At 56.9% G+C, this 22,618-nt stretch carries 21 protein-coding genes and 1 other annotated feature; of the genes, 10 read left to right on the top strand and 11 right to left on the bottom strand.

Annotated elements, in window-relative coordinates; genetic code table 11:
* Nucleotides 1-97 precede the first annotated feature (97 nt).
* Together ABLV75_RS13300 and ABLV75_RS13295 are read left to right on the top strand one after the other, a co-directional pair.
* Nucleotides 98-1,015 (top strand): SPFH domain-containing protein, encoded by a 918-nt coding sequence (locus ABLV75_RS13300; protein ID WP_004099702.1) that lies wholly within the window; start codon nt 98-100, stop codon nt 1,013-1,015.
* Complete coding sequence (locus ABLV75_RS13295; protein WP_004099700.1) at nt 1,012-1,476, top strand: NfeD family protein; 465 nt, start codon at nt 1,012-1,014, stop codon at nt 1,474-1,476. Before ABLV75_RS13300 ends, ABLV75_RS13295 begins: the two co-directional genes overlap by 4 nt.
* Here ABLV75_RS13295 and cueR read toward each other — a convergent pair.
* Entirely contained in the window at nt 1,473-1,883 is a 411-nt protein-coding gene (cueR, locus tag ABLV75_RS13290; protein WP_004099697.1) for a Cu(I)-responsive transcriptional regulator, read from the bottom strand. The two genes, ABLV75_RS13295 and cueR, sit on opposite strands and share 4 nt — an antisense overlap.
* A gap of 106 nt (nt 1,884-1,989) precedes the next feature.
* On the opposite strand from cueR, the gene copA reads away from it, so the two are divergent.
* The 3 genes from copA to ybaK all read left to right on the top strand — a co-directional run bounded on the left by copA (nt 1,990) and on the right by ybaK (nt 6,233).
* On the top strand, nt 1,990-4,491 hold the full coding sequence (gene copA / locus ABLV75_RS13285; RefSeq protein ID WP_004099694.1) for a copper-exporting P-type ATPase CopA: 2,502 nt from the start codon (nt 1,990-1,992) through the stop codon (nt 4,489-4,491).
* 266 nt (nt 4,492-4,757) lie between these two features.
* The gene (locus tag ABLV75_RS13280) at nt 4,758-5,552 is read left to right on the top strand and encodes a TraB/GumN family protein (protein ID WP_004099693.1); all 795 of its coding nucleotides are present in this window, start codon (nt 4,758-4,760) and stop codon (nt 5,550-5,552) included.
* Nucleotides 5,553-5,753: 201 nt separating this feature from the next.
* Complete coding sequence (gene ybaK, locus ABLV75_RS13275) at nt 5,754-6,233, top strand: Cys-tRNA(Pro)/Cys-tRNA(Cys) deacylase YbaK (RefSeq protein WP_004099690.1); 480 nt, start codon at nt 5,754-5,756, stop codon at nt 6,231-6,233.
* A 125-nt stretch (nt 6,234-6,358) separates the two neighbouring features.
* On the opposite strand, the gene ushA is transcribed toward ybaK, so the two are convergent.
* Nucleotides 6,359-8,011 carry a bifunctional UDP-sugar hydrolase/5'-nucleotidase UshA gene (gene ushA / locus ABLV75_RS13270; RefSeq protein ID WP_004099686.1) on the bottom strand — a complete coding sequence of 551 codons (1,653 nt, stop codon included), beginning with the start codon at nt 8,009-8,011 and terminating at the stop codon, nt 6,359-6,361.
* A 163-nt stretch (nt 8,012-8,174) separates the two neighbouring features.
* Here ushA and ABLV75_RS13265 point away from each other — a divergent pair, with 163 nt between their 5' ends.
* Nucleotides 8,175-9,395, top strand: a complete 1,221-nt coding sequence (locus ABLV75_RS13265; RefSeq protein WP_004099685.1) for an MFS transporter — start codon at nt 8,175-8,177, stop codon at nt 9,393-9,395.
* A gap of 368 nt (nt 9,396-9,763) precedes the next feature.
* Nucleotides 9,764-11,440 carry a YbaL family putative K(+) efflux transporter gene (ybaL, locus tag ABLV75_RS13260; RefSeq protein WP_004099684.1) on the top strand — a complete coding sequence of 559 codons (1,677 nt, stop codon included), beginning with the start codon at nt 9,764-9,766 and terminating at the stop codon, nt 11,438-11,440.
* Nucleotides 11,441-11,483: 43 nt separating this feature from the next.
* On the opposite strand, the gene ABLV75_RS13255 is transcribed toward ybaL, so the two are convergent.
* The 9 genes from ABLV75_RS13255 to ABLV75_RS13215 form a co-directional block, all read right to left on the bottom strand.
* The gene (locus ABLV75_RS13255; RefSeq protein ID WP_004099683.1) at nt 11,484-12,788 is read right to left on the bottom strand and encodes an inosine/guanosine kinase; all 1,305 of its coding nucleotides are present in this window, start codon (nt 12,786-12,788) and stop codon (nt 11,484-11,486) included.
* A gap of 63 nt (nt 12,789-12,851) precedes the next feature.
* Nucleotides 12,852-13,814: a ferrochelatase gene (gene hemH / locus ABLV75_RS13250; protein ID WP_004099681.1), complete on the bottom strand. Its 963-nt coding sequence runs from the start codon at nt 13,812-13,814 to the stop codon at nt 12,852-12,854.
* A 127-nt stretch (nt 13,815-13,941) separates the two neighbouring features.
* Nucleotides 13,942-14,586: an adenylate kinase gene (gene adk / locus ABLV75_RS13245; RefSeq protein WP_004099679.1), complete on the bottom strand. Its 645-nt coding sequence runs from the start codon at nt 14,584-14,586 to the stop codon at nt 13,942-13,944.
* Nucleotides 14,587-14,888: 302 nt separating this feature from the next.
* Nucleotides 14,889-16,763, bottom strand: a complete 1,875-nt coding sequence (gene htpG, locus ABLV75_RS13240; protein ID WP_004099677.1) for a molecular chaperone HtpG — start codon at nt 16,761-16,763, stop codon at nt 14,889-14,891.
* Nucleotides 16,764-16,874: 111 nt separating this feature from the next.
* Nucleotides 16,875-17,480 (bottom strand): recombination mediator RecR, encoded by a 606-nt coding sequence (recR, locus tag ABLV75_RS13235; RefSeq protein ID WP_004099675.1) that lies wholly within the window; start codon nt 17,478-17,480, stop codon nt 16,875-16,877.
* On the bottom strand, nt 17,480-17,812 hold the full coding sequence (locus ABLV75_RS13230; RefSeq protein WP_004099673.1) for a YbaB/EbfC family nucleoid-associated protein: 333 nt from the start codon (nt 17,810-17,812) through the stop codon (nt 17,480-17,482). Before ABLV75_RS13230 ends, recR begins: the two co-directional genes overlap by 1 nt.
* A gap of 57 nt (nt 17,813-17,869) precedes the next feature.
* Entirely contained in the window at nt 17,870-19,780 is a 1,911-nt protein-coding gene (gene dnaX, locus ABLV75_RS13225) for a DNA polymerase III subunit gamma/tau (RefSeq protein WP_004099671.1), read from the bottom strand.
* Nucleotides 18,473-18,537: a sequence feature (DnaX frameshifting element), on the bottom strand. (Overlaps the previous gene by 65 nt.)
* Nucleotides 19,781-19,872: 92 nt before the next feature.
* Nucleotides 19,873-20,424: an adenine phosphoribosyltransferase gene (gene apt / locus ABLV75_RS13220; protein ID WP_004099669.1), complete on the bottom strand. Its 552-nt coding sequence runs from the start codon at nt 20,422-20,424 to the stop codon at nt 19,873-19,875.
* Between the two features lie 150 nt (nt 20,425-20,574).
* A complete protein-coding gene (locus tag ABLV75_RS13215) occupies nt 20,575-20,952 on the bottom strand; it encodes a DUF454 family protein (protein ID WP_004099668.1) in 378 nt (125 codons plus the stop codon).
* A 69-nt stretch (nt 20,953-21,021) separates the two neighbouring features.
* On the opposite strand from ABLV75_RS13215, the gene priC reads away from it, so the two are divergent.
* From priC to ABLV75_RS13200, 3 genes are all read left to right on the top strand, one after another.
* Nucleotides 21,022-21,549: a primosomal replication protein N'' gene (gene priC / locus ABLV75_RS13210; protein WP_004099666.1), complete on the top strand. Its 528-nt coding sequence runs from the start codon at nt 21,022-21,024 to the stop codon at nt 21,547-21,549.
* Nucleotides 21,550-21,563: 14 nt separating this feature from the next.
* Entirely contained in the window at nt 21,564-21,737 is a 174-nt protein-coding gene (rsmS, locus tag ABLV75_RS13205) for a pleiotropic regulatory protein RsmS (protein ID WP_004099661.1), read from the top strand.
* Nucleotides 21,738-21,802: 65 nt separating this feature from the next.
* A complete protein-coding gene (locus ABLV75_RS13200; RefSeq protein ID WP_004099659.1) occupies nt 21,803-22,591 on the top strand; it encodes an Rpn family recombination-promoting nuclease/putative transposase in 789 nt (262 codons plus the stop codon).
* The last annotated feature ends 27 nt before the right edge of the window (nt 22,592-22,618 follow it).

Raw genomic sequence — 22,618 nt, 5'->3', positions numbered from 1 at the left:
CACTTTCCTTTCACCCGGATGCGCGGAAAGATATACTCTGGTTAAACGCGCGCCACTCTCCCGGCGCATCAACAGGCAACAAGACAGGAGGTTTTTGATGCTGATTTTTATCCCCATTCTTATTTTCGTCGCGCTGGTTATCGTCGGAGCGTCGGTAAAAATTGTTCCTCAGGGCTACCAGTGGACGGTAGAGCGCTTTGGCCGCTATACGCAAACGCTGCAGCCGGGTATGAGCCTTGTGGTTCCCTTTATGGATCGGATCGGGCGCAAAATTAATATGATGGAGCAGGTGCTCGATATCCCTTCACAGGAGGTGATTTCGCGCGATAACGCCAACGTCACCATTGATGCGGTGTGCTTTATTCAGGTTATCGATGCGCCGAAAGCCGCCTATGAAGTCAGCAACCTCGAGCTGGCGATCATCAACCTGACCATGACCAACATTCGTACCGTGCTGGGCTCCATGGAACTGGATGAAATGCTCTCCCAGCGCGACAGCATCAACACCCGTCTGCTGCATATTGTCGATGAAGCGACCAACCCGTGGGGCATCAAAATTACCCGCGTCGAGATCCGCGACGTACGCCCGCCGGCGGAGCTGATCGCCTCAATGAACGCCCAGATGAAAGCCGAACGAACTAAGCGCGCCTATATTCTGGAAGCCGAAGGGATACGTCAGGCGGAAATTCTCAAAGCCGAAGGCGAGAAACAGTCGCAGATCCTCAAAGCCGAGGGTGAACGCCAGTCGGCATTTTTACAGGCAGAGGCGCGCGAACGTTCTGCGGAAGCGGAAGCGCGCGCTACCCAGATGGTGTCGTCCGCTATCGCCTCCGGCGACATTCAGGCCATCAACTACTTTGTCGCGCAGAAATATACCGATGCGCTGCAGCAAATTGGCGCGGCGAACAACAGTAAAGTGGTGCTGATGCCGCTGGATGCCAGCAGCCTGATGGGCTCCATCGCCGGGATCAGCGAACTGATTAAGGAAGGGGCTGGCGCCCAGAAAAAATCATGATCGCGCTGATTCTCACCCACCCGCATATTTTCTGGCTCAGCCTTGGCGGGCTGCTGCTGGCGGCGGAAATGCTCGGCGGCAACGGCTATCTGCTGTGGAGCGGCATTGCCGGCGTCGTAACCGGGCTGCTGGTCTGGATGCTACCGTTTAGCTGGGAGTGGCAGGGCACGCTGTTCGCCGTGCTGACCCTGCTGGCGGCCTGGCTGTGGTCGCGCTGGCTGCGTAACCGCGTAAAACGCCAGAAGCCGACGGACGCTCAGCTTAATCAGCGGGGACAGCAGCTGCTTGGCCGCCGCTTTACGCTGGAAACGGCGCTGGTTAACGGCCGAGGACACGTCCGCGTGGGCGACAGTTCATGGCCGGTAATAGCCGATGACGACCTCATGGCGGGCAGTAAGGTTGAAGTCGTCGCCGTCGAGGGGATTACGCTGCGGGTCAGGGAGCTCCCTAACGGCCGCTAGGCCTGGACTTTGCGGTGACAGCAGCCCGAGAGATTATCGATGATCGGGCAGTCCGCGCTGTCATCGCCGGGACAGGAGTCCGCCAGCGCCAGCAGCTGCGTACGCATCCCCTGCAGTTCGCTGATGTGGCGCTCAATTTCCGCGACTTTCTCCAGCGTCCGGCGCTTCACGTCGGCGCTGTGCCGCGACGGATCGTTGAACAGGAATATCAGCTCGCGACACTCTTCCAGATTGAACCCCACCTGACGCGCCTGGCGCAGCAGGGTCAGTTCATCCAGATGCTGTTGGCTGTAGCTGCGGTAGCCGTTTTCGCTACGCAGCGGCGGCGTTACCAGTCCCTTCTCTTCGTAAAAACGGATCGCTTTACTGGTTAAGCCGGTTTTTTTCGCCACATCGCTAATATTCATGTTTCCCCCTTGACCTTCCCCTTGCTGGAAGGTTTAACCTTGCTAATACTCGATGAAAGAGTGTGTTCGGTCAATCATTAACCGGAAATTTATTCAGGAGTTATTTATGTCTAACACTATCGACCTCGCGCTTGATGGCCTCTCCTGCGGCCACTGCGTTAAACGGGTGAAAGAGAGCCTGGAGCAGCGTCCCGACGTTGAGCAGGCGGAAGTTACCGTTACCGAAGCCCACGTCACGGGCAGCGCCAGCGCGGAAGCGCTGATTGAGACCATTAAACAAGCCGGATACGGCGCGGAGCTCAGCCACCCAAAGGCTAAACCGCTGGCAGAATCATCAATCCCGCCGGAAGCACTGACAGCGGCCACCACTGAGCTTCCGGCAGCCCGTGACGTAGATGACAGCCAGCAGCTGTTAATCAACGGCATGAGCTGCGCCAGCTGCGTATCCCGGGTACAAAACGCGCTCGCCGCGGTGCCGGGCGTCTCGCAGGCGCGGGTCAACCTGGCGGAACGCACTGCGCTGGTATTGGGCAGCGCGTCCGCCGCAGAATTAGTCCAGGCCGTAGAGAAAGCGGGCTACGGCGCGGAGGCTATCGAAGACGACCTCGAACGCCGCGAGCGTCAGCAGGAAACCGCCATCGCCACAATGAAGCGCTTCCGCTGGCAGGCTATCGTCGCCCTGCTGGTCGGGATCCCGGTGATGGGTTGGGGGATGATCGGCGACAACATGATGGTCAGCGATGATAACCGTACCCTGTGGCTGGTTATCGGCCTTGTCACGCTGGCGGTGATGGTATTTGCCGGCGGCCATTTTTACCGCAGCGCGTGGAAAAGCCTGAAAAACGGCACCGCGACGATGGATACGCTGGTGGCGCTGGGTACCGGCGTCGCCTGGCTCTATTCGATGAGCGTCAATCTGTGGCCGCAGTGGTTTCCGCTGGAAGCCCGCCACCTTTATTATGAAGCCAGCGCGATGATTATCGGTCTGATTAACCTCGGCCATATGCTGGAAGCCCGTGCACGTCAGCGCTCCTCGAAAGCGCTGGAAAAACTACTCGATTTAACCCCACCGTCAGCGCGGGTGGTCACCGACGAAGGCGAAAAAGATCTGCCGCTGGCGGAAGTTCAGGCGGGAATGACCCTGCGTTTGACCACCGGCGATCGCGTTCCGGTCGATGGCATCATTAGCCAGGGCGAGGCCTGGTTCGATGAAGCGATGCTCACCGGTGAGCCGGTGCCGCAGCAAAAAGGCGACGGTGACGCCGTGCATGCCGGGACCGTAGTGCAGGACGGCAGCGTACTGTTTACCGCCAGCGCCGTCGGCAGCCAGACCACCCTGGCGCGTATTATCCGCATGGTGCGTCAGGCGCAGAGCAGTAAACCTGAAATCGGCCAGTTGGCGGACAAAATCTCCGCCGTGTTCGTCCCGGCGGTCGTGGCGATAGCCCTGTTCAGCGCCGCGATCTGGTACTTTTTCGGTCCGGCGCCGCAAATTGTCTATACCCTGGTGATCGCCACCACGGTGCTGATTATCGCCTGTCCGTGCGCCCTGGGGCTGGCAACGCCGATGTCGATTATCTCCGGCGTGGGCCGCGCGGCGGAGTACGGAGTTCTGGTGCGCGATGCCGATGCGCTGCAGCGCGCCAGCACCCTGGATACGCTGGTCTTTGATAAAACGGGTACCCTCACCGAGGGTAAACCGCAGGTGGTGGCGATAAAAACCTTTGCCGCCATCGATGAAACCACCGCACTGCGTCTGGCGGCGTCACTGGAGCAAGGCTCCAGCCACCCGCTGGCGCGCGCCATCCTCGACAAAGCCGCAGATCAACGCCTGCCTGCGGTAGATAATTTCCGCACCCTACGCGGACTGGGGGTCAGCGGTGAAGCCGAAGGCCACCGTCTGCTGCTCGGCAACCAGGCGCTGCTTAATGAGCAAAAGATAGCAACGGCTGAAATAGAAGGCGAAATGAACGCCCAGGCGTCGCAGGGCGCGACGCCGGTGCTACTGGCGGTAGATGGTCAGGCGGCGGCGCTGTTCGCCATCCGCGATCCGCTGCGTGAAGATAGCGTGGCGGCATTAGCCAGGCTGCACCGCCAGGGTTATCGTCTGGTCATGCTGACCGGCGATAACCCAACCACCGCCAACGCTATCGCTAAAGAGGCGGGCATTGATGAGGTGATTGCCGGGGTTCTGCCGGACGGTAAAGCCGATGCGATTAAGCGCCTGCAAGGCCAGGGACATCAGGTGGCGATGATCGGCGACGGTATCAACGATGCGCCCGCGCTGGCGCAGGCCGATGTGGGGATCGCCATGGGCGGCGGCAGCGATGTCGCCATTGAGACAGCGGCGATTACCCTGATGCGCCATAGCCTGAACGGCGTCGCCGATGCGCTGGAGATCGCCAAAGCCACGCTGCGCAACATGAAGCAGAACCTGCTGGGGGCATTTGTTTATAACTCGCTGGGCATTCCGATTGCCGCCGGGATCCTGTGGCCGCTAACCGGAACGCTGCTCAATCCGGTGGTGGCGGGCGCAGCCATGGCGCTCTCTTCGATTACCGTCGTGAGCAACGCCAACCGCCTGCTGCGCTTTAAGCCAAAATCCTAAGCCGGAAGCCTAAGCTCCTGTCGTTTCAGCCGCCGTGCGGTTGGATTCCCGGCTGGCGGCGTCAACGCCTTAGCCGGGAGCACAACCGCAGATGACCGTGTACCCGTGCGAGAAAATAACCAGACGCCGACGTTCAGTCATTCTGCTCGTTCCGGTGAGTGCTCCAGCCGATAAACCAGTGCCTGCGCGCAGACGCTTTCCCAGGACTTTCCTTGCGCCGTTCTTCCCCAGGCGCTAGCATGAAAGCTTCACACTACGGAGCACGTATGGGCCTGTTAAACCGAATAAAAATGCTGTGGCAAGCCGCCCTCGGCTCGTCTTATTCCTGGCCCGCGCTGGATATCACCCTTCCCGGGGAACGCCATCTGCACCTGGTCGGCAGTATTCATATGGGCACCCGCGATATGTCGCCGCCGCCCGCCCGGCTGTTAAAAAAGATCCGTCAGGCCGATGCGCTGATTGTGGAAGCGGATATTAGCGGCAGCGAAACGCCATTCAGCAACCTCCCCTCCTGTCCGCCGCTGGCGGAACGCCTGAACGCCCCCCAGCTTGCTGCACTGCAAGAGCGAGCGGCAGAAATGGGCCTGTCTGTCGCGCTGTTCGACAGTCAACCGCTGTGGCAGGTAGCGATGGTACTGCAGGCAACTCAGGCGCAAAAACTGGGGCTCAGGGCGGATTACGGCATTGATTATCAACTGCTGATGGCGGCGCGCGAGAGCCATATCCGCGTGATGGAGCTGGAGGGAGCCGACAGCCAGATTGCGCTGCTGCGGGATCTGCCCGATGGCGGTCTGGCGCTGCTGGAGGATACCCTCACCCACTGGCGCACAAATGCGCGTCTGCTGCAGGTGATGATCGGTTGGTGGCTCGATCAGCCGCCGTCAAGAGGGGCTACCTCGCTGCCGACAACCTTTAGCCAGTCGCTGTATGACGTTCTGATGCACCAGCGCAACCTCGCCTGGCGGGAAACGCTGCTGGCGCTGCCGCCGGGACGCTACGTGGTTGCCGTCGGGGCGCTGCATTTATACGGCGAAGGGAATCTGCCGGACATGCTGACGTAAAAAAATGGCCAATATTGCTATTGGCCCGTCAAAGAGGAATTTCATCATTATTATTATTCCGGGGTTCGCGCCCCGGATCGTCTGATTGTCGCTCAAAGTGACCATCACTGCCAATACTATTGCGCAAGATGATACTATTTTTTAGACAGCCGTCGGGCGTATGCTTATGTCACATTTAATCGGTTGGTAAGAAGGATAACGATGACTCCCGCCGTAAAATTACTCGAAAAAAACAAAATTAGTTTTCAAATCCACAGCTACGATCACGATCCGAACGAAACCAATTTTGGTGACGAAGTGGTGCGTAAGCTGGGACTGAACGCCGACCAGGTCTACAAAACGCTGCTGGTTGCCGTTAACGGCGACATGAAGCATCTGGCCGTTGCAGTGACCCCGGTTGCGGGTCAGTTGGATCTGAAAAAAGTGGCGAAGGCCTTAGGCGCAAAAAAAGTGGATATGGCAGACCCGATGGTCGCGCAGCGGGTTACCGGCTATCTGGTGGGGGGTATCAGCCCGCTCGGGCAAAAAAAACGTCTGCCGACGGTGATTGACGCACCGGCCCAGGCGTTTGCCACCATCTATATTTCCGGCGGCAAACGCGGGCTGGATATTGAGCTGGCGGCCAGCGATCTGGCGAAAATCCTTGAGGCAAAATTCGCCGATATCGCGCGGCGCGATTAATTGACGGTTTTGCGTCAGAGGATAATCCCGGAGGCGGCGCTGACGCGCCTTGTCCGGGCTACAAAATCCAAAACCGCTGAGACCTGTAGCCCCGGTAGCTACGCAACCGGGGTTTGGCTCAAACGTTACTGCCAGCTTACCTCGCCTTTCGGTTCATAAGCTGCCGCATCCAACGGTGAGTTTTTCTGGATATACTCTTTCAGCACTTCGGCATCGATAAAGCCGGTATTAACATAGCCGGGCTTCGTATCGATATGCGGATAGCCGTCGCCGCCGGTGGCGTTAAAGCTCAGGGTCGCCATACGATAGGTCTTTGCCGGATCGACCGGTTCGCCTTTGATGGTCAAATTATTGAGCTTGCCGTCTTTAGCCACAAAACCGACGTTGGCAAACTGCGGATAGGCGCCGGAATCGGGCTTCATCTGCGCCACGGCGGTCAGATACTCGGTCACTTCCTTACCGCTCATATCGACATAGACCAGCACGTTGCCGAAGGGTTGCACCTTCATCACATCTTTATAGGTGATATCACCCGCTTCAATCGAATCACGCACTCCGCCGCCGCTCATCACCGCGAAATCAGCATTGCTGCGCGCCATCTGCGCCGCCAGCAGCAAACGTCCCATATTGGTTTGCACGAAACGAACTTTGCTGCGATCGCCCTCCAGATGCGCGTTTACGCTACCGATTTTCACCTGTAGCTGCGCTTTGCCTTTATTCTGGAACGGCGTCAGCAGGGAGAGCATCTGCGGATTTTCGGGGATTTGCGGCGTATAGAGCACGCGCTCGCTCTCGCCGTTGTCCCAGGTGACCTTTTTCTTCAGGTTGACCGGGATCAGCTGATAGCGCACCAGCTTCATGTCGCCGTTGCGGAATTCAAAATCGGCGCGGCCAACATATTTACCCCACTCATGGGCCTGCACAATCCAGATACCGTTCTGCTTGTCCGGCGCGCACGGGCTACCCGGAACGTAATCCACCTGCTTCTTGTTCTCCGACGCCATGCATACCGGGTCCTGCGAGTGACCGCCGACGATCATCGCCAGCGCTCCCGCAGGCAGGCTGCGTGCCATCTCAACATCGCCCGGCGCGTTCGAACCGTGAGCGCCATTGTCATAATGGCCCATGTGGGTAGTAGCCAGAATCACGTCCGGCTTTTCATTCTGCTGCAGCTCCTGGATAACGAGTTTGGCCTCTTCCGCCGGTTTACGGAACTCGATATCGGTAAAGAACTCGGGATTACCAATTTTAGCCGTATCGTCGGTCGTCAGACCGATAACCGCAATATTCAGCCCGCCGCGTTTGAACAGCGCCCACGGCTTAAACAGACGCTCGCCGGTGCTTTTCTGATAAATATTCGCCGAAAGGAAGGGGAACTTCGCCCATTTTTCCTGCTGACGCAGTACGCTAAGCGGATTATCAAATTCATGATTCCCCACCGCCATCGCATCGTAGCCAATCAGGTTCATCCCGCGAAAATCAGGTTCCGCGTCCTGTAAATCGGATTCCGGCACGCCGGTGTTGATATCGCCGCCGGATAACAGCAGCACGCTGCCGCCTTCTGCCGCCACCTCTTTGCGAATACCGTCAACCAGCGTTTTTTGTGCGGATAGCCCATATTCGCCGTAGTCGCTACGCCAGAAGTGGCCATGATGATCGTTAGTATGCAGGATGGTTATTTTGTAAGTTTTATCCTGCTCATAAGCCTGCGCTGACAGGCTCCCCAGCGATAGCGCCGTAAATAGCGCCAGCGCAACGCCTTGCTTCATAAAGTGCATATTTCTCTCCCTGACGAAGTAACAACTGCCGAAAGTATAGCGAGTTGGCCGATTAGACAAATATGTTTTCAGAATTGCGACTTCCTTCAAACCTTAGGGGCAGGTATGTTAGGCAGATAATAATTCCACCTGCATCCTCTATAAAAAACACTTAAGTGAACCTATGGCAATGAATCAGACCGCACAACCCTTATCCGGCCCTGCTGCTGCGCCGCAAAAAGCACGCACCTCGTTTCGCATTCTCGGCGCCATCAGCCTCTCCCATTTGCTAAACGATATGATCCAATCGCTTATTCTGGCTATCTACCCGCTGCTGCAGGCCGAGTTTTCGCTGACCTTTGTGCAGATAGGTATGATTACCCTCACCTTCCAGCTGGCCTCATCGCTATTGCAGCCGGTCGTCGGCTATCTGACCGACAAACATCCGATGCCGTGGTCGCTGCCGATAGGCATGTGCTTTACCCTGAGCGGTCTGCTGCTGCTGGCGATCTCGGGGAGCTTTGGTATGGTTCTGCTGGCAGCCGCGCTGGTCGGCACCGGGTCTTCGGTCTTTCATCCGGAGTCTTCACGCGTGGCGCGTATGGCTTCCGGCGGTCGCCATGGCCTGGCGCAGTCGATATTTCAGGTCGGCGGCAACTTTGGCAGCTCGTTAGGCCCGCTGCTTGCGGCCCTGATTATCGCTCCTTACGGTAAAGGTAACGTTGGCTGGTTTGTCCTGGCAGCGCTGTTGGCGATCGTCGTGCTGGCGCAAATCAGCCGCTGGTATGCCGCTCAGCATCGGATGAATAAAGGTAAACCGAAGGCGCTGATTGTAAATCCGTTGCCAAAAAACAAAGTTATTCTGGCGGTCAGTATCCTGTTACTGCTGATTTTCTCGAAATACTTCTATATGGCGAGCATCAGCAGCTATTACACCTTTTATCTGATGCAAAAATTCGGATTGTCGGTGCAAAATGCCCAGTTTCATCTGTTTGCCTTTCTTTTTGCCGTCGCGGCAGGAACGGTGATTGGCGGGCCTGTCGGCGATAAGATTGGGCGCAAATATGTTATTTGGGGCTCTATCCTTGGCGTAGCGCCGTTCACCCTTGTTTTACCCTATGCATCCCTGGAATGGACCGGGATTTTAACGGTGATAATTGGTTTTATCCTTGCCTCAGCCTTTTCCGCCATTCTGGTCTATGCCCAGGAGCTATTACCGGGGCGGATCGGCATGGTTTCTGGTTTGTTCTTCGGTTTTGCTTTTGGCATGGGTGGCCTTGGCGCCGCGGTACTGGGGCTCTTGGCTGACCATACCAGCATCGAACTGGTCTATAAAATCTGCGCTTTCCTGCCTCTAATCGGCATCCTGACGATATTTCTACCTAACAACCATCAAAAGTCATGATTCTTCGGTAGCCAAAGTGTAACTTTGGCTACCACAATCCCTTACCCCACCAGCATTACCCCGCATAAGCTGCTGCCATTTTGCGCTCCGTGCTTTTTTGCACGTCAATTGCATTTTTCTGCAAAATTCAACGATTATTCATAAACAAAACCGCTGAAAGTGTCATAAACTATTATTCGGTTTTTTGGTTTTATACCCTAATTCATTCAAGTTGCAGGACAAGCCACTTGTGCCTTGAACAGCGCTGGCGCTGGCCCCCAAGGGCGAGGCTCATGGATGAGCTAAGTAATAAAGCCTACGCCCATGCAAATTGAAGCATGACGGGTATGTACCGAAAATGGATCAGCTCACCACTGCAAGGAGACGGAATGCACCACGCAACACCGCTAATCACCACCATTGTCGGCGGCCTTGTGCTCGCCTTTATTCTCGGCATGATTGCCAATAAGCTACGTATTTCTCCTCTGGTGGGATATCTATTAGCGGGCGTGCTGGCCGGACCTTTTACCCCAGGTTTTGTTGCTGATACCAAGCTGGCGCCGGAACTGGCCGAGCTCGGCGTGATCCTGCTGATGTTCGGCGTGGGTCTACATTTCTCCTTAAAAGATCTGATGGCGGTTAAGGCCATCGCCATCCCGGGCGCTATCGCCCAGATAGCCGTAGCGACCCTGTTGGGTATGGCGCTCTCTGCCATGCTGGGCTGGTCGTTAATGACCGGTATCGTTTTTGGTCTGTGTCTTTCTACCGCCAGTACCGTGGTGCTGCTGCGCGCGCTGGAAGAACGGCAGCTTATTGATAGCCAGCGGGGGCAAATCGCCATCGGCTGGCTGATTGTTGAAGATCTGGTGATGGTTCTGACGCTGGTGCTGCTGCCGGCGGTTGCCGGCATGACCGAGAAAGGCGACGTGGGCCTGGCTTCTCTGGCCCTCGATATGAGTATTACCATCGGCAAAGTCGTCGCCTTCATCGCCATTATGATGCTCGTCGGCCGCCGCCTGGTGCCGTGGATTATGTCGCGCAGCGCGGCAACCGGTTCACGCGAGCTGTTTACGCTGTCGGTACTGGCGTTAGCGCTCGGCATCGCTTTCGGCGCCGTTGAGCTATTTGACGTCTCCTTCGCCCTCGGCGCCTTTTTCGCCGGTATGGTGCTCAATGAATCCGAGCTCAGCCATCGCGCGGCCCACGATACGCTGCCGCTGCGCGACGCCTTCGCCGTGCTGTTCTTTGTCTCCGTCGGAATGCTGTTCGACCCGATGATTCTGCTTGAGCAGCCGCTGGCAGTACTGGCGACGCTGGCTATCATCATTTTCGGTAAATCGGCTGCCGCCTTCTTCCTGGTGCGGATGTTCGGCCACTCGCCGCGCACTGCCCTGACCATTGCCGCCAGTCTGGCGCAAATCGGTGAATTCGCCTTTATTCTTGCTGGTCTGGGAATGGCGCTGGATCTGCTGCCGCAGGCCGGGCAGAACCTGGTGCTTGCCGGTGCCATTATCTCCATCATGCTCAACCCGGTCCTGTTTACCCTGCTGGAAAAATACCTCGATAAAACGGAGACGCTGGACGAACAGACGCTGGAAGAAGTGCTGGAAGATGAGAAACAGATCCCCGTTGATATCTGTAACCATGCGCTGCTGGTCGGTTTCGGTCGCGTCGGGAGCCTGCTTGGTGAAAAACTGATGGCTCAGGGGATACCGTTGGTAGTTATCGAAACGTCGCGCACCCGCGTTGACGAACTGCGCGCGCGGGGTATTCGCGCGGTATTAGGTAACGCCGCCAATGAAGAGATTATGAATCTGGCGCATCTGGACTGCGCGCGCTGGCTACTGCTCACCATCCCTAACGGTTACGAGGCCGGAGAGATCGTGGCCTCAGCGCGCGAGAAGTGCCCGAATATCGAGATCATCGCGCGGGCGCATTACGACGATGAGGTGGAATATATTGTTGAACGCGGCGCCAACCAGGTAGTGATGGGCGAACGAGAAATCGCCCGCGCCATGCTTAAGCTGCTTGAAACGCCGCCAGCCGGCGAGCTTATTACCGGTTAATGCTTCCGGCCCCGACTCCCCGGGGCCGACTTTATTTACCGGCTTAACGATCCCAGTAGGCCTCTTCCAGACTATCTTCACGCTCCGGCAGGCCGCGGGTCAGACGCGGTGAATGCTGGTTCAGCACCTGATAGCTCACGCGGTTAGCGTATTTACACACCTGCGCCAGCGAGGAATAGGTCAGCCATTTGCATTTGTGCTTGCTGGAGTTCGGCACGTTATTGCGATGATAATTATTAGCGGTGATGTCGTGCAGCAGTGCCGCCAGCGCGCCGTCGCCGGCGCCGTTGGTGTTCATGATCTTCTCCGGCCCGCCCATATAGGGTGCGATATGCGAATAAATACGCAGCGGATTCTCGCAGTCCTGGTGGCGCATCGCGCGGCTGAATTCATACTGGTTAAACTCGGCAATCGCGCCAGGCAGCAGCGGATGCTGCGTTTTGCGCTTAGCCTCATCCTCGGTAAAACTGGCCATATACAGCCCGGCGGGCCCGGCGGTGCACAGTACCAGGTCAACCCACTCCAGCGCTTTGTCGGAAGCCAGCAGCGGATCGGATAGTCCGGTCAGCGCTTCCGCCTCTTCTTCGTTCATCGCCAGAATAGAAACGTGTTCTTTGAGGAACGCCTGCCACCACGCCGGATTATCAGCGATAACGTATTTAGTCCCCAGGGTCAGGACCACCGGTACATCGTGCTTTTTCGCATATTTGATGGCCTGCATCGTCGCGTCCGGCATCGGCTCACCCGGCTTGCAGCGGACGAGGTAGGAGGTCAGCACCAGTGCGGAAGCGCCGGCGATCACGCTTTCCGGAATGCTTTCCGGGCGGAGCTTATTCATATGACCGGGGCTGATCGCAAAGGTGCGCTCGCCGGAGTCGCTAATAAGGGTAAAGCAGCGACCAATCGCGCCATCCACGCCTTGCAGGTAGTTCAGATCGGTACGGCTGGAGGTGTTGCACAGGTAGCGATAGGCGTAGCCGCCGATTTCAATATTGCTGCACATGACGCCAAGCAGAACCGAGCGGTCATCCGCCAGCACCGAGTAGTTGTGCATGGTGTTTCCGATGGTACCACCGGCAAACTGGTGGGTAATCAGATCGTTGCGGACCAGTTCCTGGTACAACGCTTCGGCGACATCATCCTCAATCACCAGCGAATGCCCGGCGCTCAGGCCGTAGCGTACGATAAACGCCTCATCCACTTTCGCTTCGATATCGACCAGGGTTTGATCGATGCCGACGACCCAGGCGACGTTAGACTCATTGTCCGGCTGAATTTGTTGCAGCAGCGGATCGCGAGCGTTGACGGGAAAATAGTGTTTGGATTTGCGTTTACCGGGAAATTTCATAGTGGCGATTTATTGACAGTGAACAAGCAGGGAATAGTAGCATACTCCCCGCCGCACGCGCGATCAGCGATATTTCGCCGTCAGGTTGACCATCATTTCAATATGCGCGGTGTCCGCATTAAGCGCCGGTATGTACTCATATTGCTGGCCGCCGGCTTCAAGGAAGATTTCCCGGTTTTGCACCGCGATCTCTTCCAGCGTCTCCAGGCAATCGGCAGCAAAGCCGGGGCAGATAACCTGAATATGCTTCACCCCTTTCTCACCGAGCATTTTCAGCGTTTCGTCAGTATAGGGCGTCAGCCACGGCTCACGACCAAAGCGCGACTGAAAAGTCATCATGACCCGGTCAGGCGACAGGCCAAGGGCTGAAACCAGTTCACGAGTGGTATCGCGACAGCGCTGAGGATAGGTATCCCCTTGCTGAGCGTAACGCTGTGGAATCCCATGATAGGAGAGCAGCAGTAAATCCGGCTCGCCGTGCACCGCAAACGAAGCGCGTACGCTGGCGGCCAGCGCGTGAATGTAGTCCACATCATCGGCATAGTCGCGAATAAAAGAGATGCCGGGAATCGCGCGCTTTCTGGCGAGGATACGCCCCAGCTCATCCCAGACCGCCGCCACGGTAGAGCAGGAGTATTGCGGATAGAGCGGTAGCACCACGATGTGGTCCACACCCTGCGCCAGCAGTTCATCCACCGCGCTCTCCAGCGACGGCGAGCCGTAGCTCATCCCCAGCGCCACCGGTGTATCCGGAAGCCGCGCGGCCAGCGCCTGCCGCTGCTGCTGGCTATAGACCATCAGCGGCGAGCCGTCTTCCATCCAGATGGACTGATAGAGCTTAGCGACCCTGGGGGCGCGCAGGGGCAGTATCACGCCGCGCAGCAACGGCCACCACAGTAGACGGGAGGTATCCACCACGCGCCGATCGCTAAGAAACTGTCGTAGATAGCGCTTAACCGCGTCGGGCGTGGGCGCATCGGGAGTGCCTAAATTGGCTAATAAGATACCTGTTTTCGTCTGATGCATTACCGCCTCTTAACCATTTGAATCGCTGACAATTGTAGCTGAAATGGCGCTAAACGGAACCAATCATAGAAAAAGGTAAAATGAGAGGAGTTCTCACCCCGCCGCTGCGGGATGAGAACTAACGGAATTAACCGAGGATTTTTTCCAGTTCGGCGCGAACGTCCGCCACCGCTTTGGTGCCATCAACTTTCGCGTATTGGGTATTGCCCGCTTCGGCTTCTTTCTGATAATAGCCGATCAGCGGAGCCGTCATCTGATGATACTCAACCAGACGCTTACGCACGGTCTCTTCCTGGTCGTCTTTACGGGTGGTCAGCTCTTCGCCGGTCACATCGTCTTTGCCTTCGACTTTCGGCGGATTAAATTTGATGTGATAAACGCGGCCGGAAGCAGCGTGAACGCGACGGCCGATGATGCGGTCAACGATCAGTTCATCAGGAACATCGAATTCCAGTACGTAATCTACGGCAATGCCCGCTTCTTTCATGGCGTCAGCCTGAGGAATGGTGCGCGGGAAGCCGTCCAGCAGGAATCCGTTGCGGCAATCTTCCTGAGTGATACGCTCTTTCACCAGGGCGATAACCAGTTCGTCGGTGACCAGCTTACCGGCGTCCATAATATCCTTCGCCTTTTTGCCCAGCTCGGAGCCTGACTTCACCGCGGCACGCAGCATGTCGCCGGTGGAGATTTGCGGAATACCGTATTTCTCCATGATGAACTGAGCCTGAGTTCCTTTACCCGCGCCCGGAGCGCCAAGCAGAATAATACGCATTACGAAAATCCCCTCAAAAGTTGATTCAATATTTCAAAAAACGCTAAACCATACCACCAGAACGCGGATGGCTCAAGGAAGGCGGGGCGGCTGAAACGGTTAATGGTGAGATATTTTACGTAGAGTGCGTTTTGTTGCCCTCATTCCGCTCCTCTCCCGCAGGGCAAGGAAGAAAACACGCGCCGGAGCCAGCAGGGGAACAGGGAGAAGCAGGCTAAACGATGACAGCCTCCGCGCCAGCATGTCAATGCCGGGCAAGTCCCCTCTCCCTGACAGGGAGAGGGTGAGGCTGAGGGGAAAGATTACGACGCCAGCAGCTGGTTCATGCGGCGAATAAACTGGTTCGGATCTTCCAGCGTACCGCGCTCGGCCAGCAGCGCCTGATCGAGAAGCAACTCAACCCACTCGCCGAATTGCGCATCATCCTGAGTGTCCGCCGCGCGTTTTACCAGCGGATGCAGCGGGTTCAGTTCGAAGATGTACTTCACTTCCGGCGCGGCCTGGCCCGCAGCGGCAAACAGTTTCGCCATTTGGGTGCTCATTTCATCCGCGTCGGTGGTAACGATGGCCGGCGTATCGGTCAGACGATGGGTCAGGCGAACCTCTTTCACCCGGTCGCCGAGCAGCGTTTTGGCTCGCTCAACGAACGGCTCCAGCGCCTTCTCAGCTTCTTTTGTGGTTTCATCCACTTCGTCCGTCAGCTTATCCAGCGACTCATCGGCTTTCGCCACCGACTGGAACGGCTTACCGTCGAACTCGGTCAGATAGCTCATCATCCACTCGTCGATGCGATCGGAAAGCAGCAGCACTTCAATGCCTTTCTTACGCAGCAGTTCCAGATGCGGGCTGCTCTTCGCGGCGGCGTAGCTGTCGGCGGTAATGTAGTAAATCTTCTCCTGCCCTTCTTTCATGCGGGAGACGTACTCTTCCAGCGACACGGTCTGAGCGGCGGAATCGGTATGGGTACTGGCGAAACGCAGCAGTTTAGCAATGGTCTGCTGGTTAGCGTGGTCTTCCGCCGGGCCTTCTTTCAGCACAAGGCCAAACTGCTGCCAGAAGGTCTGATATTTTTCCGCGTCGTCTTTCGCCAGTTTTTCCAGCATCTGCAGGGCGCGCTTGCTCAGCGCAGTGCGCAGATTGCGGGTCACGCTGCTGTCCTGAAGGATTTCACGCGACACGTTCAGCGGCAGATCGTTGGAGTCGACCAGGCCGCGGACGAAGCGCAGGTAGTTCGGCATAAACTGCTCAGCGTCATCCATGATGAAAACGCGCTGTACGTACAGCTTCAGGCCGTGTTTATGGTCGCGATTCCACATATCCCATGGCGCCTGCGACGGGATATACAGCAGGCTGGTGTACTCCTGCTTGCCTTCAACGCGGTTGTGGCTCCAGGTCAGCGGATCGCTGTAGTCATGGGCAATATGCTTATAAAACTCGTTGTACTCGTCGTCTTTGATTTCCGACTTATTGCGCGTCCACAGCGCCTGGGCTTTGTTAATTTTCTCCCAGGTAATGACGGTTTCACCGTCCACTTCTTCGCGTTTTTCAATTTCCACCGGCAGCGCGATGTGATCGGAGTATTTGCTGATGATCGAACGCACGCGCCAGTCGTTGAGGAAATCATCCTCGCCTTCGCGCAGGTGCAGCGTGATCTCGGTACCGCGATCGGCTTTGTTAATGTCGGCAACGGTATATTCGCCTTCGCCGGCGGACTCCCAGAATACGCCATTTTCTGCGCTGTCTCCCGCCGCGCGGGTACGTACGGTGACTTTATCGGCGACAATAAACGCTGAATAGAAGCCCACGCCGAACTGGCCAATCAGCTGGCTGTCTTTCGCCTGGTCAGAGCCCATGGACTCAAGGAATGCTTTGGTGCCGGACTTGGCGATGGTGCCGAGATGGTCAATCACTTCATCGCGGTTCATACCAATGCCGTTATCGGCAATGGTCAGGGTGCGGTTGTCTTTATCAAATGAAACACGCACGCGCAGTTCGCCGTCGCCTTCATATAGATCCGGCTGGGACAGGGCGCGGAAGCGCAGCTTGTCGGCCGCATCGGAGGCGTTGGAAATCAGCTCACGCAGGAAAATTTCTTTGTTGGAATAAAGAGAATGGATCATCAGGTGCAGAAGCTGCTTAACCTCTGACTGAAAACCACGAGTTTCTTGTCCTTTCATCTAAATCAACCTCAACAATGCCATTGTTAATGGTAAAAAAACCGTTGAGGGTGAGATGGGGACAGAGGAAGACGTTTTCAAGCGGAGGCCCCGAAAAGCGCCTCCGTTTGATTAAAAACGAATCTTATGCCGTCCGGCAAGAGAGTGTGACAGCGTTGTGCCGTCAACCATTTCCAGCTCGCCGCCGACCGGTACGCCATGAGCGATACGGCTCGCCTCTACGCCATACTGCGCGCAAAGCTCGGCGATATAGTTCGCGGTCGCCTCCCCTTCAACCGTTGGGTTGGTTGCGAGGATCACTTCCTGCATCGATTCGTCACGCAGACGCTGCTCCAGGCGATCGAGCCCAATGTCATCCGGCCCGATGCCGTCAAGCGGCGACAGATGGCCCATCAGCACAAAATAACGACCGGAAAACTGCCCGGTCTGCTCGATAGCGTAGATATCCGCTGGGCTCTCTACCACGCAGATCTGGCCGTTTTCCTTCCGCCGAGGGTTGCTGCAAATATTGCATACCTCCTGCTCGGTGAATGTGCGGCAATCGGCGCAGTGGCCGATTTCCGACATCGCGCGCGTCAGCGCCTGCGCCAGGCGCATCCCGCCGCTGCGATCGCGCTGCAGCAGGGTAAACGCCATGCGCTGCGCCGACTTCGGGCCGACGCCCGGCAGGCAGCGCAGTGCTTCCATAAGCTGCGTTAACAGCGGACTGGTTTGCATCAGAACGGCATCTTAAAGCCTGGCGGCAGCTGCATACCGGCGGACACAGACGCCATTTTTTCTTTCTGCGTCTCTTCGATGCGGCGGGCGGCATCGTTAAACGCAGCGGCCACCAGATCTTCCAGCATCTCTTTGTCGTCTTCCAGCAGGCTCGGGTCGATCTCAACGCGGCGGCAGTTATGCGCGCCGTTGATGGTGACTTTGACCAGGCCTGCGCCGGATTCACCGGTCACTTCCAGTCGAGCGACTTCTTCCTGCATCTGCTGCATTTTTTCTTGCATCTGCTGGGCCTGCTTCATCAGGTTACCCAGACCGCCTTTTCCACCAAACATAGGCTTCTCTCTCAGTAGGTCATCGTTAAGGATGCTGACCGCAAGTCAGACTTGCAATCAAATGGGGCGAATACTCTCTTCATCCAGGTCCGCATCGAAAAATCGACGCAGCGTCTGAATGTTATTATCCGCAATAATCGCTTCACGCGCCTGCGCGAGCTTTTCTTCATAAATTGCCTGCCGCCACTCAAGCGGCGTGCGCATCGCGGGATTATCATCTTCCACGATGGTCAATTCAACCGGCGTACCGTACAAAATACCGAGCGCTTCCGCCAGCTTTTGCTGCGCGCCCGCCGAATTCAGGTGCCGCTGGCTCGGGCGAAGATGCAGGCAGACGCGGTTGCCCTCCTGCTCTTTCCAGGCATTGAGGGCGACCTGCTCCACCAGCTTTGGCACCGCAAGCCGGCTGACTTCCGCCGCCCAGCTATCGCGCTCGACCGCTTCAATAGCCAGTTTTGCCGCCAGTTCCGGCGTTTTTTCATGCTCCAGCGCTTTTTTCAGCGCCTTCGGCGTCGCCACTTCTTCTTTCACGGTTTCAACAACCGTCGTCGATTTCCAGCGATAAGCTTCTTTTTTCGCCGGCGCTTTTTCCAGCGCAGCAGCAGCCGGACGCGCCTGTACGCGTTCAGTAATCGAACTCAGTCGTTCCAGCGCAGCGTTATTCACCGGCCGCGCGCGGGAAGCGGCTGCCGGTTCACTCTTTTTTGGGGTGGGCGCTCCCTGGCTGCGCTGCAGTTGGCTGCGTGCCGCCAGCACCTGGCTGGTGGTCTGCGGCAAATTCTGCGGCGGCGGCGGCGGTGGAGCGGATGCCGGGGCGGACTGCTGTGCAGGGGCGGCCTGAATAGCCTGCGCCGGCGGCGCCTCCGGTTCCGGCAGCGGCATACGCGGATGGAACGCCAGCGCACGCAGAAGCGTCATCTCAACGCCCATCCGGCGATCCGGCGCGTACGGAAGCTCTTTACGGCCAATTAATAACGTTTGATAGTACAGCTGAACATCGGTAGGCGGCACCGTCCGCGCCAGCTCGCGCATGCGTAGCTCTATCGCGGCCATATCCGCCCCCAGCGCCGACGGCGACAGCTGAACCATTGCAATGCGGTGCAACAGGCTCTGCATTTCCACCAGCAAAGCCTCCCACTCCACGCCGCGAGCGGCAGCTTCATTGACGCCGGCCATGACGCGTTCGCCATCGGCGGCCACCAGCGCTTCAATCAGCGAGAGCGCCTGATCGTCGTCAAGCGTACCGAGCATGGTGCTAACGGATTCAGCCGTCAGACGGCCGTCGCCGCTGGCGATAGCCTGATCGGTCAGGCTTAATGCATCGCGCAGGCTGCCATCCGCCGCGCGCGACAGCAGCTGCAGCGCGCGCGGTTCGAAAGCGATCTGCTCGACGCCGAGGATATGCTCAAGCTGATGGCGAATCTGTTCGACATCCAGCGCCTTAAGATGGAACTGCAGGCAGCGGGAAAGAATGGTCACCGGCAGCTTCTGCGGATCGGTGGTCGCCAGCAGAAATTTTACGTGCGCCGGCGGCTCCTCCAGCGTTTTTAACAACGCGTTGAAGCTGTGGCGCGAAAGCATATGGACTTCATCGATCAGATAGACCTTGAAGCGACCACGGGCCGGCGCGTACTGAACGTTATCCAGCAGATCGCGGGTATCTTCGACTTTGGTGCGCGAAGCGGCATCGATCTCTATCAGATCGACAAAGCGCCCCTGTTCTATTTCACGGCAGTTATCGCAGACGCCGCATGGCGTGGCGGTAATACCGGTTTCACAGTTTAATCCTTTTGCCAGCAGGCGTGCGATAGAGGTTTTACCCACGCCGCGGGTGCCGGAAAAGAGATAGGCATGATGAATGCGCCCTAACGACAAGCCGTTCGCCAGTGCGGTCAGCACATGTTCCTGGCCGACGACGTCAGCAAAGGTTTGTGGGCGCCATTTACGGGCTAAGACCTGATAACTCATGGGCTGGCTCTGAAACGCTGGAAGGTGAAATCACGAGGGGGTCATGCTATCACAGCCCCGCTCAATCAGCGAGGCTATGTGGAGGGATTTGCTTAGTGACCCGGGAAAGGGACCAGGCTATAGCAGTTAATTCCCAGTTTTTCCAGACGCTGCTCGCCGCCCAGATCGAACAGATTGATAATAAAAGCCGCATCGTGCACTTCACCGCCCAGGCGACGGATAAGCTTCACGGTGGCGTCGATGGTGCCGCCGGTTGCCAGCAGATCGTCAACCACCAGGACTTTATCGCCTTCTTTGATCGCATCGACATGGATTTCCAGCTGATCGGTGCCGTACTCAAGCTCGTAGCTTTCTGCGATGGTCTCACGCGGCAGCTTACGCGGCTTGCGTACCGGAACAAAGCCTACGCCCAGCGCCAGCGCAACCGGTGCGCCAAACAAGAAGCCACGCGCTTCGGTGCCCACCACTTTGGTAATACCCGCGTCTTTATAACGCTCGGCCAGCAGTTCAATGCTGAGCGCATAGGCCTTCGGGTCTTCCAGCAAGCTGGTGACATCACGGAAAAGGATGCCAGGTTTCGGATAGTCCTGGATGCTTTGGATGCTGTTCTTCAGATATTCAAGCTGCTGTGCTGTTGCGGTCATAAGTGTATGCCTGATTAAAACGGTATTACTCACGGGCATGCCAAATGGGCCAAAGAAACATTTGTTTAACCTTTGACCAGGCTTACCCGCGCTCGAAAACGCCAGAATTTACTGGCTGTCAGCGACAATTGCAACCATCATTATTGCGCATCAGTGCTTTTGTTGCTTTGCATCAACCACCGGAATGCGCCACATAAATATCAACAGACAGGCCAGAATGATCAGCAGCAAGATGCGCACCCAGGTAAGATTAACCAGCCACAGGGAAATAGCAAAGGTCAGCAAAATCATCGCTATCGCGCGCGGCTTCGCTCCCGGCGGCATGGCGCGGTATTTCTGCCAGTGACGCAGGTAACCGCCAAACCATGAGCGGTACAAAAGCCAGTGGTGAAAACGCGGCGACGAGCGCGCAAAGCACCAGGCGGCAAGCAGGATAAAAGGCGTCGTCGGCAGTAGCGGTAAAAATACGCCCAGCGTTCCCAGCGCTACCGCCAGCCAGCCAATGATGATCAAAATAATACGTGGCATAATGCGAATCGTTATCAAGAAGATAACGCTAATGTAGCACAGTTGCTTATCAGGGGATGGAGGAGTTATTTGAAAACCACCCGGCTTTTACATTCGCTGGAAAATCAGCTTGCGGAGCTGGCCGTCCGGGTAGCGCCAATGGCGAATCACGCGACCCTCAGCCCGCGTTTCGATCGCCAGCTGTTTCGGACCCGCAGCACGCAGATGCAGGCTTATCTCAATGAGGCCAGCGATCGTTTAACGGAGTTAAAGCTGGCGGTCGAACGCCAGCAGCTCCCCCAGGTTGCCTGGCTGGCGGAACATCTTGTGGCCCAAATCGCCGCCATTAGCCGGGAAACGGCCACCTGGTCGTTACGCGCCTGGGATAGCGCTTCGCCGACGCTTAGCCGCTGGCAGCGCCGGCGTATCCAGCATCAGGAATATGAACGGCGTCTGCTGGCCATGCGCAACGATCGCCAGAGACAGCTGGCGCAAGCCACCTCTCTTGATGAACAGCAGCGGCTGGCAAAAGAAGTTGACGCCTACGCCGCACGCCTTGCCCGCTGTCGCGACGCGCTGGAAAAAATTGAGAACAGGCTGGCCCGATTAACACGTTAAGTGGAGGAAGAAAGATGTCGCTGGAAAATGCGCCTGACGAGGTCAAGCTGGCCGTCGATTTAATCATGCTGCTTGAGGAAAATAATGTCCCTGCGCAAACCGTGCTAGCTGCGCTGGAGATTATCCGTCGCGATTATGAAAACAAAGTAAAAAGTGCGGAAGAGGCCTCGCAAAACGCGCCGGAGTAGCCTGTTGCCGGATCGTTGGGGGTGGCAGAGTCATCGCCTGCCCTTACCAAAACGGATAAATGCTCATGGAAAGATTCTCACGTACGCCGCACGATGCCATTTTTCGTCAAATGTTGACTCAGAAAGAGGTCGCCCGCGATTTTTTACAGCTTTACCTCCCGGCGCAGTTTTTAAGTATCTGCGATCTTAGTACGCTGCAGCTGGCTTCAGGCAGTTTTATCGAAGAAGACCTGCGCTCCAGCTACTCGGATATACTTTACTCTCTGCAAACGCGGCACGGCGCCGGATATATCTATGCGCTGATTGAACATCAAAGCTCTCCGGACAAGTTCATGGCTTTTCGCCTGATGCGCTATACGCTCGTAGCCATACAGCGTCACCTTGATGCTGGCCACGATACGTTGCCCCTTGTGGTCCCCATTCTGTTTTATCACGGCGCCGTCAGTCCCTGGCCGCATACGCTCAACTGGCATCATCTCTTTAACCATCCTGAGCTTGCCAGCGCGCTGTACGGCGGTGATTTTCCACTGGTGGACCTGACCGTTATGCCAGTTAATCAATTCATCCTCCACCAGCGTATGGCGATGCTGGAACTGTTGCAGAAGCATATCCGCCAGCGCGATCTGGCCGAATTGCAACCGATACTGATTGCGCTGCTGGCGATTGCCGAATGGCTGGAAGAGAAAGGTCGTAAAAAAGGGAGAAGAGAAGGCAGACTGGAGAGTCGACAGAAAGGCCGTAAAGAAATCTCGCACAGCATTGCGCTGAAAATGCTCGCCAGCGGGCAGGATCCTAAGATGGTGATGGAGCTGACGGGTCTGAGCCAGGAAGAACTCTCCTCGCTCAGCCATTAAAATCTGCGGGGCGGGTATTTACCGCCC

The sequence above is a fragment of the Klebsiella sp. CN_Kp066 genome, from assembly GCF_040065135.1.
In the GTDB taxonomy this organism is placed as follows: Bacteria; Pseudomonadota; Gammaproteobacteria; order Enterobacterales; family Enterobacteriaceae; genus Klebsiella; species Klebsiella oxytoca.
Note: the sequence above shows the minus strand (reverse complement) of the source record. Positions and strands in the feature narration are given on the sequence as shown.